The sequence below is a fragment of the Bradyrhizobium sp. STM 3843 genome, from assembly GCF_000239815.1.
Lineage (GTDB): Bacteria > Pseudomonadota > Alphaproteobacteria > Rhizobiales > Xanthobacteraceae > Bradyrhizobium.
The window spans coordinates 1-13,020 of sequence record NZ_CAFK01000219.1 but is presented as its reverse complement, the minus strand read 5'-3'; the positions used below and the strand labels follow the sequence as shown (position 1 = coordinate 13,020).

Here is a 13,020-nt window from a genome sequence, read left to right as displayed (position 1 = left end):
AGAGGACATCGTGGACAGCAAATTTACCGAACTCTGCAGGGATCTCTTCGGCAATCTCAAGACGCTGCGCAAGGACATCCCAGACGTCATGCAGGGCTTCTCTGCGCTGGCGCAGGCGGCCACCCGCGACGGCGCGCTGGACAAGAAGACCAAGGAGCTGATCGCGCTCGCGATCGGCGTCGCCGTCCGTTGCGACGGCTGCATCGGCTTTCATACCGAGACCCTGGTCCGGCTTGGCGCGACGCGTCAGGAGTTCGAGGAGACCCTCGGCATGGCCATTTATATGGGCGGCGGTCCCGCGCTGATGTACGCGGCCGAGGCGATCGGCGCGTTCGAGGAATTCGAGCGCAGGGCGAAAGCTGCCTGAGATCGAACTGCGGGCAAAATCTCGATCGGCGTGGTCGCCAAAGGAGAGCCGGTCTTTCGCTTCACGTCCTGTTCATTCCGGGGCCCGAGCGCAGCGAGGGAGCCCGGAATGACGGATGAGCAGGTCAAGATATCTGCTAGCGGATATTTGAATTGCCTGTCGGCGGCTTATGAGCCAAGGCTCGATCGTTCATGCAAGAGCCTAGGATGGCATCTGACCCGAGCAGGATAGTAGCCTTTGCCCGCCGCATTACCGCGGCGGTGATGGTGCTTGTCCTGGCGACGGTTTCGATCGCCAGCAGCGTAGCCGCCTCTCCCGCTGTTGCCGCGACCAGAGTGTCTGCGGCCGCGTGGTCCGGGCCGCATCAGAGCGTTCCAAAGCCCTGCCAGAAGGCTGTGTTGCCAGGAGCCATCAACACCTGCCCGCTCGCAGCATTCAGCGTCAACGGACTGCCGTCGAATGATCCCGGCGCCGCGGCGCCGACTCCAGTCGTTCATGCGTTGCATTGGCGAACTGCTCATTTGCGTCTGCCGCCACAATGCGATGCTTCCTCGCCCTACCGCCCTCCCCGTCGCCTCGCGTAACAGCGCGAGCGGACCGCTCATGCCCCGTTTTGCGACGGGATGAGACGAATGCAGGCGTCCGCTCTGCCAAATGTGTTTGTTCTCTTTGTCGCAGCGTAACGCGGCGGCCGGAGAAATCGAACATCTATCGGCAATCGCAGCGCACCTGGCCGGTCCGGGGCGGAAACGCTCCGTGCCGAGCAGGGAATCCGGAGGCTCGTCGCGCCGTGAAGCCTCCGGCTGCGATTGGCCTTCTGCGAGGGAGAGTTTCATGTTCGTTCGGCTCACGGCCGTTGTCGCGCTGCTGGCCGCAGCTTTGGCGCTCGCGCCTGCCGCGGCGCAGACAGCCGGCTTTCATCCCAAGGCCGATGTTTCGACCCGACTGCTTGTTGGCGATGCCGACGACGCTGGGTCAGCCGCCTGGCTTGGACTCGACGTCAGGCTCGGGCCGGAATGGCACACCTATTGGCGCTCCGCAGGCGATGCCGGGGCCCCGCCCGAGTTCGACTGGTCGGGCTCGCAGAACGTGGCCGACGTAACGGTCGAGTGGCCGGCACCCCGCCGCTTCACCGAGGCGGATATTGATACCTATGGCTATGAAAACCATGTGCTGTTTCCGCTGCACGTCCGCCTCAAGGATGCTTCGACGCCGGCGCATCTGTCGCTGAAGGCGGTCCTTTACGTCTGCTCCGTCATCTGCACCCAGAACGAGGCGCAGCTTGAGGCGGAGATCGCGCCAGGATCACATCAGAACGCGGCGCAGGCGCAAATCGATGACTGGCGCCAGAAGGTCCCGCGCGACTCGTCGCAGACGCTCTCCATCCAATCGCTGCGGCTAGAGCGACAGCCCAAGCCGCATCTGGTGATCGAAGCGCATGCGCAGCCAAGATTCACTGCCCCCGACGTATTTGTCGATGGCGACCTCGCGGTTGCGGCCGGCCGGCCACAATTGGAGCACCGCGCTGACGGCGATGCACTCATCTCAATTCCGGTCAACGGTCTCGATCAGGCCGGCCTGCAGCGACCGCTTCGGGTCACGCTGGTCGATGGCGACCGTGCGCTCGAAGCCGCGCTCCCGCAGGCGGCCGTCGCTTTATCCCCATCCGTCTCCAAGACCGCCGCTGCGACGAGTTCGATCTGGGTCATTCTCGGGATTGCTCTGCTTGGCGGCTTCATTCTCAACCTGATGCCCTGCGTATTCCCGGTGCTGTCGCTCAAGGTGGTCTCGCTGATCGACCACCGCACGACGGACGCCCCTCCGCTCCGGGCGGCCCTCCTGGCAACGGCCGCCGGTATTCTGGCTTCCTTCGCGGCGCTTGCCGTGACGCTATCAACGCTCAAGGCCGCGGGCGCGCAGATCGGCTGGGGCCTGCAATTCCAACAACCTGCATTTCTGATCGCGATGAGCGTGGTGCTGGTCGCCTTCGCGGCCAACCTGCTCGGCCTGTTCGAGATCGGTCTGCCGTGGTGGCTCGGGAGTCGCATTGGTGGGGCGGGGCATGGCCGATCGCTTGCGGGCCACGTCTTCAATGGCTTCGTCATGACCTTGCTGGCAACGCCATGCTCGGCTCCCTTCGTCGGCACAGCAGTCGCTTTTGCGTTGTCGCAGCAGGCACCACAGATCCTGCTGGTCTTCGCCGGTCTCGGCCTCGGCATGGCGTCACCTTATCTGGCGCTCGCGGCAGTGCCGCGGCTCGCGGCACTGTTGCCGCGGCCTGGCCGCTGGATGATCGCCGTTCGCGCGGTGGCCGCAGCCGCGATGATCGCGACCACGCTGTGGCTCATCATCATCCTCGCCGAGATCAGCGGCATCGCAACGGCGGGCGTCACCGCTGCGCTCCTCCTCGCGTTTGTTCTGGCCCTCGCCGCATCCCGCATCCGCCTGAGGCACGCCATCCTGGCTGCGCTGGCCACTGCGGCCATCGCGCTGGTCGTGGTTGCCGCGACGCGACCTCCTGCCACAGAGATGAAGGGACAGGACATCGCATGGCAGCCACTGCGACCTGACAACATCGAGGGACAGGTCCGCACCGGACACACGGTCTTCGTCGACATCGGCGCGTCCTGGTGCGTCACCTGCAAGGTCAACGAGACGCTCGTCCTCGACAGCGCCGCCGTCCACCGGCGCCTCACCTCGGATGTCATTCCGGTCAAGGCGGACTGGACCAAGCCGAACGACACCATCGCCGCCTACCTCAAATCCTTCGATCGCTACGGGCTGCCGTTCAACGTCGTGTTCGGACCTGGCGCGCCGAACGGCATCGTCCTTCCCGAACTGCTCACCCAAGAGATCGTGCTGGACGCGATCGATACCGCCTCCCGCCCCGTCACCGCTCACTAGAAGAGAAATCCCCGATGACCAAGACAATGACCGTATGGATCGCGGCCTTCGCCGTGCTGGCTGCAGCATCGCTGTCGTCTCAGGCCCGCGCCGATGATGCCGATCCGTTGAGCCAAGCCAGCATCCTGCGCGATCCGGACATTCCGGTGGCCGGCAATGACAAGGGTGACATCACGATCGTCGAGTATTTCGACTTCCAATGTCCCTATTGCCGCAAGGTCAGTCCCGAGCTTGCACAGGTCGTGCGCGAGGACGGGCACGTGCGCCTGGTGTTCAAGGACTGGCCGATCTTCGGCGGCCCGTCGATCTATGCGGCGCGGCTCACGCTTGCGGCGAAATACCAGGGCAAGTTCCTGGAGGCGCATGAAGCGCTGATCTCCTTGAACGAGAAACTGTCGGAAGAGAAGGTCGACGCGACGCTCGAGGCCGCCGGCATTGATCTCGCGCGCGCCAAGAACGATCTCGAAGCCAATCGCTCGGCCATTGACGCCATCCTTGCCCGCAATCACGAACAGGCGGTCGGTCTCGGCTTCCAAGGCACGCCGGCCTTCATCATCGGTCATTTCCGGGTGCCCGGCGCACCGAATGCAAAAGCGTTCAAGCAGGCGATCGCCGATGCACGTGCAGCGGGACACGGGAAATAGCGCAAGAGGCCGCCTCCTCCCGCACGAGGCCTAGTCTGACTGCACTACAAGCAGAAAACATGGCCTGCTTGACTGTCATTCCGGGGCGATGCGGCAGCGTCGCACTATGATGCACCATTGCGCACCTGAGAATCTCGAGATTCCGGGTTCAGCCCTCGGCGCAAAATGGCTTTGCCATTTTGTCGCGCGGGCTGCCCCGGAATGACGGCGATCGTGACGCAGCCTGTCACACGGGCGCGATATGCACCTGCACGTCCCGGGGACGGGCGACATAGGGGGCCGAGGTGACCAAGACGTCGGCGCCGGCCCTCGCGTAATCAGCAGCATTGGCGGCATTGATGCCGCCTGCGGCAGCGATGATGGGACGCGCGCCCATCGCGGCCACCGCATTCATCCGCGCCACCAGCGCAGCAATCTGATCGGGCGAGAACTTCTCGGCCTGGATCACGTCGAACCCGGCCACGGCGCCGGCAACGGCCTGCTCCAGCGTCGCAACCTCGATGACCAGCCGTTTCTCGGGTGCGGCGCGCCGCAGCTGCGCCACCACGTCGGTCAACGGTGTAGTGCCGAGGAACGCGCAATGTTCGGGAAACACCAGGACCGTCTCGGACAGGCCGAGCCGATGCATCGCCGCCCCGCCCGCCCGCACCGCGGCCACCGCAAAGCGCTTGACGCCCGGAACATTCTTGCGCGTGCACGCGACAGCGATGCCGGGAGCAACGGCTTGCGCCGCAATGACGATCGCATGGGCATCGGTTGCCACCCCCGACCAGATCTCGATCAGGGTTTGCGCCACCTTCCAGCTTCGCAACAGTGCACTGGCCGGTCCGCGCGCCGTAAGAATGGCGGCGCCCTTGTCAAGCTGCGCCCCGCTCGGTGCGGTCAATTCGACCCGGCACCCGGCGAGTTCGATCAGCGCCGCGGCGTCTTCCGCGAGCGCGAGGACCATCTGATCCCGTGCGCTGAACTGCATCGCGCCTGCCACCGCGCCAATGCCGAGCGCGTCGGTGGTCAGGTCCCCATAGGGCACATCGTCGTCGAGCAAGGCCTCCAGTTCGCTTCGCGACGCAACTCTCGGCATGCCACACCTTTCATCCGTCCGCCCGATTCCCGCAGATTGCGGTATCTTGCCACGGCTCGCAGTCTTCCGCCACGCCGTGCGTTCCGAAGCGAAACGTCGAAGCCGACGGCTTTCAGCCGAACTTGAACAGCACGCCGTAGCCGCCGCGCGGATAGCTCCATTCGATGTCGCCGCTGGCCTCGCCGATCACCCGGCAGGTGCCGCATTCGACGCAGCCATCGGCCGTGATCTCGACCTGGCCCTTGTCGTTGAGCTCGTAGCAACGCGCCGGGCACGCCTTCAACAGCGACAGCAATTGTGGCGTGGGCGTCGTGTGCGGACGCACCTTGATATGGGCCCGGCCGGCATCGACGAGATAGCGATTGTAGAACAGCTTGTCTTCGACCCGGACTGCGACTTCGGTGGTCATGGCTGATCTCCCTTCATCAAATGTCTCACGTCAGGTTCATCGCCACGCCCGCGCGAAGCGGAAGGCGTCGCCGAACAGGCCGGTCCACGACCGGGCATTCACGAACGAGCGCAACGTGCTGCTTTCCTTCTCTTTCTTCGGCGTGCCGTCGACGCGCACGAAGTTCTGCATCGCCTTCGAGACGAGCTGCGGATAGGTCAGGAAGAAGTTCTGCGACTGGTTGTGCAGAAGCGCCGGCATGTCCTTGTATTTCTTCAGATCCTTGATGACGAAGGAGTCCTCCAGCATCTTCTTGTAGAGCGCGAGGTTCTCCTTGGTCATCGGATCGCGCCGCGACTTCACCTGAAAGATCGCTTCCGCCGCAATCCGCCCCGATGTCATCGCGAGGTTGGAGCCTTCGCGATGAACAGCATTGTTGAGCTGGGCGGCATCCCCGACCACCACCCAGCCGTCGCCGCACAGCTGCGGGATCGCGTTGTAGCCGCCTTCAGGAATCAGATGCGCAGCATATTCCTTGACCTCGGAGCCCTCGATCAGCGGCGCCACCGACGGATGCTGCTTGAAGCGCTCCAACAGCCCGTATGGCGTTTCGCCGGTCTTCTGGAAGTCGGCTACCAGACAGCCGATGCCGAGCGAGATGCACTCCTTGTTGGAGTAGATGAAGCCCATCCCGGTCATGCCGCGGGAGATGGTGCCGACGGCCTCGATGACGGCGCCCTCGTCGCCCTTCAGATTGAAGCGCGCCTCGATGGTCTCGCGCGGCAGGAAATGCATTTCCTTGACCGCGAGCGCAACGTTTTCCGGTTTCGGCCGCTCGCGCAGGCCCGCGCGGGTCCCCAACAGACCATTGACGCCCTCGGCCAGCACGACCACATCGGCATGGATCTCGCCGTCGCGACGGTCGGTCTTCACCCCGATCACCTTGCCATAGGCGTCCTGCGCCAACTCCGTCACCGTGGTCTCGCACAACACCGTGGCGCCGGCTTCCTTCACCTTGGATGAGAACCACTTGTCGAACTGCGCACGGATGATGGTGTAGCGGTTCGGCTTCTCCTCGTTGAAGTCGTCGGAGCGGTAATGCAGTCCGACATGAGACTTATCGTCGAGCATCCAGAAGCGCTGCTCGACCAGATGCCGCTCCAGCGGGGCTTCCTCGCGGAAGTCCGGAATCAGCTTCTCCAGCATGTCGGCATAGAGGATGGCGCCCTGCACGTTCTTCGAGCCGGAATACTCGCCGCGCTCCAGCTGCAGCACCTTCATGCCGCGCTTGGCCATGGTCAGCGCGGCGGCATTGCCGGCCATGCCGGCGCCGACGACGATCGCGTCAAACCTTTCCTCGATCATTGCCCTGCTCCTCTAGCTTGCGATGCGGTCGCGGGAATGCGGCGACAGCCGCGCCCGGAAGGCTTCCGTCAGCGCCGGCAGCAGCCGGATCGCGTCGGTGACGATGCCGATATGGGCGAAGTCGAAGATCGGCGCGTTCTTGTCGGTGTTGATCGCGACGATCAGATCGGCGCCTTCGACGCCCACCCGGTGCTGGATCGCGCCGGAAATGCCAGCGGCGATGTAAAGCTTGGGACGGATGGTCTTGCCGGTCTGGCCGATCTGGCGATCCGACGTGACCCAGCCCTTCTGCACCAGCGGGCGCGAGCAGCCATATTCGGCACCGAGCACAGCGGCGAGCCCGCGCACGAGCTGGAAATTTTCCGGCGAAGCCAAACCGAGGCCGCCGGCCACCACGATATCGGCATAAGCGAGGTTCGACTTGGCGGAGTCGCGGTCGGGAATGAAGGAGAGTATCTTGGTGACGATGTCGTCTTCCACCAGGCCGAGCTTGTGCACGATGATGCGCCCCGCAGGCTTCTCGACCCGTTCCGGCATCGGCATCACGCGCGGGCGCACGGTCGCCATCTGCGGCCTGTAGTTCAACGTGTAGATCGTGCACAGCAGCGAGCCGCCGAAGGTCGGACGCGTGGCCGCGAGCGAGCCGTCGGCATCGACATCGAGGTCAGTGCAATCCGCGGTGAGGCCGGTCAGCAAGGTGGTGGCGACCGAGCCCGCAAGGTCGCGGCCCAGGGTGGTGGCGCCAAGCAGCAGGATCTCGGGCTTGAAGGTGTTGACGGTATCGGTCAGCGCCTTGGTGTAGGCCTCGTTGCGGTAGTCGGTCAGCACCTCGTCGGCAACGATATAAGCGAGATCGGCGCCGTAGCAGAACGCCTCGGCCGCGGCATGCTGGACGGCCTCGCCGGGCGGCCCGATGACGACGGCCGCGAGGTCGACCTTGAGCTTGTCGGCGAGCTTGCGCCCGGCGCCCATCAGCTCCCAGGACACCGGATGCACCTGGCCGCGCTCCTGCTCGATGAACACCCAGACGTGCTTGTAGTCCCTGAAATGCTCGGGCAGCTCTTTCTTGGTCGCGGCGCGCCCTGCGGGAGCTGGTGCTTTGGTCGGTTCGCTCATGATCTGGGTTCCCGTCTGTCCGTCAGAAGCCACGCGCCGAAACAACCAGCTCGGCTTCGAGCTTCGGCTGCCGCTTGAACATCTCCTCGATCAGGGCCTCGGCCGGCGCGCGGTTGGCAAAATCGACAAAGGCCGCTTTCTCGGCCCGCGCCGATGGCGCGAACACGCGCTTGACGATGGTCGGCGATCCCTTGAGCCCGCACTTCGAGATATCCTCGACGCCGGCGTCCTTGGCGCTCCAGGTCACGATGTCAGCGCGCGCCGCGCGCAAGGCATCGACCATGGCGCCGCGACGGATCTCGTTGGTGGCCTCCAGCATCGTGATCAGGCATGGCAGCCTGGTCTTGAGCACCTGGACACCGCCCTCTGAGCGACGCTCGGCCTCGATGGTGCGTGCGACGGGATCGACCTCGCTGATCTTGGCGACATAAGTGAGCTGCAACAGGCCGAGCCGCTTGGCGATGCCAGGACCGACCTGCGCGGTGTCGCCGTCGATGGTCTGCTTGCCGGTGAAGACGATATCCGGCGCACCGAAGGTCTCGCTGATCTTGCGGATCGCGGTCGCCAGCGCGTAGGTCGTCGCCAGCGTATCGGCGCCGGCGAAGAAGCGGTCGGTCAGCAGCACCGCGCGGTCGGCGCCGAAGGTCAGCGCCTTGCGCAAGGAATCCGCGGCCGATGGCGGGCCCATGGTCAGCACCGTGACTTCGCCGCCGAACTTATCGCGCAGCTGCAGCGCCGCTTCCAGCGCGAACAGGTCGTAAGGGTTGATGATGGTCGGCACGCCCTGGCGCATGATCGTGTTGGTCACCGGATGAACCCGGATTTGCGCGGAGTCCGGAACCTGTTTGATGCAAACCACGATATGCATGCGATCACTCCCGAGCGTGGGGCCTACCGGGAGAGAACAGCAATTGTCGTACCAGTTTTCATCGCGCCGAATATCGATGCTGATTCAAGACCTTCGAGAACGACCCTGATTTGTTGCTCAGCCTTTTTGCAGAGGTCCGACAGGTCGGATGCAGCACGCGTCGGGAATGCGACAGAGGCGAGAAAGAACAAAGCCGCCGACGCTCAAGGCGTGGCGGCTTCTCGCGTCGATCCGTGGTCTATTCAGAAACTACTTCAAGGTCGTGAGCGCAACGAACGGCTTCGGTGCCGGCTTCGGCGGCGCCACGGCCTCCTTCAGCACCTTGAACACGCGCTGGTCGAGCGGCGTGGAGGTGACGAAGTCCTGATAGGCCTGTTCGAGGAATGATTTGCAACGCGCTGCCGCATCTTCGTTGGAGACGCCGGTGAAATCCTCGCTGACGAGATATTGTCCCATGCGGCGCAGGATATGCAGCCGGCAGACGTTCAAAACCTTGGGATCGTAATCGACCTCCAGGAGCTTGAAGAAGTCCTCGGCCGTCGAGGTCTTGTTCAACTGCTCCAGCACATCAGGCGTTGCGGTCATGACTTGGCTCCTTGCGTCAAGACGGGGTCCGCCTCGCAGGCCCCGGTGGGCGCCGGCGCGGGCGGTCCATGGCGCAGCCGCTGTTTGACGTGAGCGAGTTGCGCTTCGAGAAATTCGATTCGGTCCAGCATCACCGAAAGCGCTTCGCCCACGGGATCCGGCATCAGATGATGGTCGAGGTCGATACGGCCGACGGTGCGGCGGTGGGTGAACTCCGGGCGCACCACCTTGGCGGGGATGCCGACCACGGTGACATCAGGCGGCGTGCCCTGGATCACGACGGAATTGGCGCCGACCCGGGTGCGCGGGCCGATCGTGATCGGCCCCAGGATCTTGGCGCCGGCGCCGACGATCACGCCGTCTTCCAAGGTCGGATGCCGCTTGCCGGGCGACCACGACGTGCCGCCCAACGTCACCCCGTGATAGAGCGTCACGTCATCGCCGACCTCGGCGGTCTCGCCGATCACGACACAGGCGCCATGATCGATGAAGAAGCGCCGCCCGATCGTCGCTCCCGGATGGATGTCGACATTGGAGAAGAAGCGCCCAAGCCAGGACAACAGCCGCGCCGGGAAACGCCAGCCGCCGATCCAGAGCCGGTGCGCCAGCCGATGCCAGATCAGGGCGTGGATGCCGGGATAGGTCAGCAAGGTCTCGAGCTCGCTGCGCGCAGCCGGATCGCGGGAGCGGACGCAGCCGATGTCTTCGCGGATCAGCCGCAACAGCGAGGGCGCCTTCTCGACGATCACAACAGATTTGGCGGCGTCGGTGTGACTGATATCGCTCATGGCTAGACCAGGCTCGCTACCGGGTGATCACAGACCTCGCGCCAGATCGCAGCCACCGCTTCGCTCGGCACCGGTCCCTTGATGGCGACAGCGTGCTTGCGCACGCGCGCGAGAATCCGCTGTGCCTCGTCTGCACTGGCCTGCAGCCGCAGATCCGACAGCAGCGCCGTGATCGCCGACAGCCCGGAATGCTTGCCGATCACGATGCGATTGGCGCGGCCGAACAGTTTTGGATCGAGCGCCTGATAGGTCCGCTGATCCTTCAGCAGGCCATCGACATGGATGCCCGATTCATGCGTGAAGACGTGCTCGCCGACGATCGCCTTGTTCAGTGGAATGGTCCGCGCCGCGGCGGCGGCGACCACCTTGGCGACGTTGTCGAGCTCGGCCAGATCGACACCGGTGTCGCGGCCATAGAGCTGACGCAGCGCCACGGCAACCTCTTCCAGCGGCGCGTTGCCCGCCCGCTCACCGAGGCCGATCACGGTCACCGATGCATGCGTCGCACCCGCCTTGATCGCGGCCAACGTATTGGCGGTAGCGAGGCCGAGATCGTCGTGGCCATGGAATTCAAGCTCGAGGTCGGTTGTCGCGCGCAACGCGGCGACCAGGGCATAGGTCGCGTCGGGGTCGAGCACGCTGAGCGTATCGGCGATCCGAAACCGCCGCGCGCCGAGCGATCGTGCTGTCGCGATCACGTCAGTGAGAAATGCGACATCGGCGCGCGACGAATCCTCGCCGCCAACCGCGACCTCCAGCCCGCGACCGCGCGCATAGCCGACCACCCGCTTCAGGAGCTCCAGTGCGACCTCGCGTCCACCGCCGAGCTTGGCTCCGATCTGCACGTCCGATGTCGGGATCGACACATTGACCATCGATACCCCTGCGGCGATGGCGGCGTCGACATCCGCCTCGCGCATCCGGCACCAGCCGATGATGGTTGCGGGCAGCCGGGCCTCGACGATCGCCCGGATCGCGGCGACCTCATCGGCCCCCATGGCCGGCGTGCCGGCCTCGATCTCCGGCACCCCCGCACGCGCCAAGGCACGCGCAATCGCAAGCTTCTCATTGAGGGCGAAGGCGACACCTGGCGCCTGTTCGCCATCGCGCAACGTCGTGTCATTGAGGATGACCGGCGGCACCGGGTTCGTCGTGGCAGAACCGGCATCTTGGACAGGTTTTGCTCCGCGCTGTCCGGGAACGTCAGGCATTCACGTAGCTCCTCGCAACCTGCATCCGCGTGTCGGGCAAAGCCCACGCGCGCGGCTGCTTGGTTCAAAGAGCAACGCCCATGCCAGCCTTCCAAGCCCAGGCTAGATAGCTGATGTGAAACGATATTTCAGATCGGTGCCGAATGTCGGATTCGCGACAGGGTCGTGAATGCAACGGGGCTGGAAACGACGACGTCGTCGATCGGACAAGCGCGGAGATCTCGGCGCCAGTGCTCCAAGAGCAGATTTCAGCCGTGCTGCCTGCGACGCAGATGGATGACGACGTCCACCCGCTCCATGGCGTAGCCGGGCAGCGGCTCAGGCAGATGATCGAACGCCACGGTCTCCGGCACATCGACCAGCACGCCCTCATCCTCATAAAAGAAATGCGGGTGAACCGTGGTGTTGGTGTCGAAGAACGATTTCGAGCCGTCGATGCCGATCTGGCGCAACAGGCCGAGCTGGGTAAACTGATTGAGCGTGTTGTAGACGGTGGCCTGCGAGATCTTCATGCCGGCCGCAACAGCGGCCGCATAGAGCGCATCCGCGGTCACGTGACAATCGCCGTTGCCGAACAAAAGCTGGCTGAGCTGCTGCCGTTGCTGGGTGGGCCGCAATCCCGCCCTGCGGAGCGCCTCCTCGCAGCGGCGCATCAAGATATCGCCCGGGGCGCAGACGTCCCGCTCGGCGCACCCGACCGCGTCGGCGCCGCAGGAAAATCCGAGCTGCGTCTCCGTGAACATCTCCAAATACCCTAGGCTATGACGGCGGCGCTTTCGGCCGCCTCCTGCAGCGCGACCTGACGGCGGCGTTCCGCCATGCGACTTTCACCGCTTTCGTCGCCGAAGCATTGATCGAAATCATTGCATTGGGTGCAAATCGGCGTCGTACACATGACAAAGCCGTCGTCTTCGCAGAGCATCCGGTAGAAAAAGCGCTTCCAGCGCATGTTTCTGGTATTGCGGCTGGCGAGCGGGGCGAAATGCCGCATCAGCAGCCGGGTGAGCTCGGAGCGCTCGCGCAGGCCCAGATCCTCCCAGAGATGATTGGGCTCCATCGCGCGTCGCGCAACCATGGCGGCGAGCCAACGGCTCACATCACCTTCGGTCGAACGCTGCGCCAGCAGCAGATCGCGCACCATCGCAACCTCGTCATCATCAGGCGCGGCAGCGGCGCCGGTGATCGGCAACCAGGAGGAATCGACGGCGGCGGAAGGAAAGAGTTGCGCCAGTAGCGCGATCAGATCGACCGTCGACAAGCCGACACGCTCGGCGAGCAGGCCCTGCTCCATGGCCGACACCGCAAGAATCGCGGCGATCACATGACGATCGAAACTGCGGTCGCTGTCGATATCGGCATCGGCCGGATCCGATCCCGTGAGCAGCCGGTAGATCTCGCGCCCATAGCGGCGCGCATTGTCTGAGGTGATGGTCTCATCGTGCGCATGCGGCAGCGCAGACGGGACGAACGGAGTGGCGGCCTGCATCGATGTTGCCATGGAAACCTCCTTCACACCCCTCGCCCGGATGTCGTGCCGATGAGGTGCCGGCCTTCCGACGGGTGGAAGGCCGGCACCAAGACTGCTTAAGCCGTTGCGGCGAGTTCGGCGGCAGTCTTACCGATCTGGGTTTCGTCGACGCTCTTCATGATGCCGTGCTCCATCAGCATGTCTTCGAGCTCGTCCATCGTGATCGGGGTCGGAA

At 64.4% G+C, this 13,020-nt stretch carries 13 protein-coding genes and 1 pseudogene; 3 read left to right on the top strand and 11 right to left on the bottom strand.

The window, feature by feature from the left end; translation table 11 throughout:
• Positions 1–10: 10 nt before the first annotated feature.
• From BRAS3843_RS23230 to BRAS3843_RS23220, 3 genes are all read left to right on the top strand, one after another.
• Positions 11–367 (top strand): carboxymuconolactone decarboxylase family protein, encoded by a 357-nt coding sequence (locus BRAS3843_RS23230; protein ID WP_008971511.1) that lies wholly within the window; start codon positions 11–13, stop codon positions 365–367.
• 834 nt (positions 368–1,201) lie between these two features.
• Positions 1,202–3,271: a protein-disulfide reductase DsbD domain-containing protein gene (locus BRAS3843_RS23225; protein WP_008971508.1), complete on the top strand. Its 2,070-nt coding sequence runs from the start codon at positions 1,202–1,204 to the stop codon at positions 3,269–3,271.
• 14 nt (positions 3,272–3,285) lie between these two features.
• Complete coding sequence (locus tag BRAS3843_RS23220; protein WP_008971507.1) at positions 3,286–3,915, top strand: DsbA family protein; 630 nt, start codon at positions 3,286–3,288, stop codon at positions 3,913–3,915.
• Between the two features lie 226 nt (positions 3,916–4,141).
• Here BRAS3843_RS23220 and modD read toward each other — a convergent pair whose 3' ends face one another.
• The 11 genes and pseudogenes from modD to nifH all read right to left on the bottom strand — a co-directional run.
• Positions 4,142–4,996 carry a ModD protein gene (gene modD / locus BRAS3843_RS23215; protein WP_008971506.1) on the bottom strand — a complete coding sequence of 285 codons (855 nt, stop codon included), beginning with the start codon at positions 4,994–4,996 and terminating at the stop codon, positions 4,142–4,144.
• Positions 4,997–5,108: 112 nt separating this feature from the next.
• A complete protein-coding gene (locus tag BRAS3843_RS23210; RefSeq protein WP_008971505.1) occupies positions 5,109–5,405 on the bottom strand; it encodes a ferredoxin family protein in 297 nt (98 codons plus the stop codon).
• 36 nt (positions 5,406–5,441) lie between these two features.
• A complete protein-coding gene (locus BRAS3843_RS23205) occupies positions 5,442–6,749 on the bottom strand; it encodes an FAD-dependent monooxygenase (RefSeq protein WP_008971504.1) in 1,308 nt (435 codons plus the stop codon).
• Between the two features lie 12 nt (positions 6,750–6,761).
• Positions 6,762–7,865 (bottom strand): electron transfer flavoprotein subunit alpha/FixB family protein, encoded by a 1,104-nt coding sequence (locus BRAS3843_RS23200; RefSeq protein ID WP_008971503.1) that lies wholly within the window; start codon positions 7,863–7,865, stop codon positions 6,762–6,764.
• A gap of 22 nt (positions 7,866–7,887) precedes the next feature.
• Positions 7,888–8,733 (bottom strand): electron transfer flavoprotein subunit beta/FixA family protein, encoded by an 846-nt coding sequence (locus BRAS3843_RS23195; protein ID WP_008971502.1) that lies wholly within the window; start codon positions 8,731–8,733, stop codon positions 7,888–7,890.
• A 249-nt stretch (positions 8,734–8,982) separates the two neighbouring features.
• Positions 8,983–9,318 carry a nitrogenase stabilizing/protective protein NifW gene (gene nifW, locus BRAS3843_RS23190; protein ID WP_008971500.1) on the bottom strand — a complete coding sequence of 112 codons (336 nt, stop codon included), beginning with the start codon at positions 9,316–9,318 and terminating at the stop codon, positions 8,983–8,985.
• Complete coding sequence (cysE, locus tag BRAS3843_RS23185; RefSeq protein ID WP_008971499.1) at positions 9,315–10,106, bottom strand: serine O-acetyltransferase; 792 nt, start codon at positions 10,104–10,106, stop codon at positions 9,315–9,317. Before cysE ends, nifW begins: the two co-directional genes overlap by 4 nt.
• A gap of 2 nt (positions 10,107–10,108) precedes the next feature.
• Complete coding sequence (nifV, locus tag BRAS3843_RS23180) at positions 10,109–11,248, bottom strand: homocitrate synthase (RefSeq protein WP_035982531.1); 1,140 nt, start codon at positions 11,246–11,248, stop codon at positions 10,109–10,111.
• Positions 11,249–11,565: 317 nt separating this feature from the next.
• Positions 11,566–12,060 (bottom strand): Fur family transcriptional regulator Irr, encoded by a 495-nt coding sequence (irr, locus tag BRAS3843_RS23175; protein ID WP_008971497.1) that lies wholly within the window; start codon positions 12,058–12,060, stop codon positions 11,566–11,568.
• 11 nt (positions 12,061–12,071) lie between these two features.
• Complete coding sequence (locus BRAS3843_RS23170; protein WP_008971496.1) at positions 12,072–12,815, bottom strand: nitrogen fixation protein NifQ; 744 nt, start codon at positions 12,813–12,815, stop codon at positions 12,072–12,074.
• Positions 12,816–12,901: 86 nt separating this feature from the next.
• A pseudogene (gene nifH, locus BRAS3843_RS42260) lies at positions 12,902–13,020 on the bottom strand (nitrogenase reductase); the annotation flags it as partial.

Bases quoted from the DNA above. Each gene is read 5' to 3' on its own strand.
- BRAS3843_RS23225 (WP_008971508.1), top strand. From the start codon at position 1,202: ATGTTCGTTCGGCTCACGGCCGTTGTCGCGCTGCTGGCCGCAGCTTTG.
- BRAS3843_RS23220 (WP_008971507.1), top strand. From the start codon at position 3,286: ATGACCAAGACAATGACCGTATGGATCGCGGCCTTCGCCGTGCTGGCT.
- modD (WP_008971506.1), bottom strand. From the start codon at position 4,996: ATGCCGAGAGTTGCGTCGCGAAGCGAACTGGAGGCCTTGCTCGACGAC.
- BRAS3843_RS23210 (WP_008971505.1), bottom strand. From the start codon at position 5,405: ATGACCACCGAAGTCGCAGTCCGGGTCGAAGACAAGCTGTTCTACAAT.
- BRAS3843_RS23205 (WP_008971504.1), bottom strand. From the start codon at position 6,749: ATGATCGAGGAAAGGTTTGACGCGATCGTCGTCGGCGCCGGCATGGCC.
- BRAS3843_RS23200 (WP_008971503.1), bottom strand. From the start codon at position 7,865: ATGAGCGAACCGACCAAAGCACCAGCTCCCGCAGGGCGCGCCGCGACC.
- BRAS3843_RS23195 (WP_008971502.1), bottom strand. From the start codon at position 8,733: ATGCATATCGTGGTTTGCATCAAACAGGTTCCGGACTCCGCGCAAATC.
- nifW (WP_008971500.1), bottom strand. From the start codon at position 9,318: ATGACCGCAACGCCTGATGTGCTGGAGCAGTTGAACAAGACCTCGACG.
- cysE (WP_008971499.1), bottom strand. From the start codon at position 10,106: ATGAGCGATATCAGTCACACCGACGCCGCCAAATCTGTTGTGATCGTC.
- irr (WP_008971497.1), bottom strand. From the start codon at position 12,060: ATGTTCACGGAGACGCAGCTCGGATTTTCCTGCGGCGCCGACGCGGTC.
- BRAS3843_RS23170 (WP_008971496.1), bottom strand. From the start codon at position 12,815: ATGGCAACATCGATGCAGGCCGCCACTCCGTTCGTCCCGTCTGCGCTG.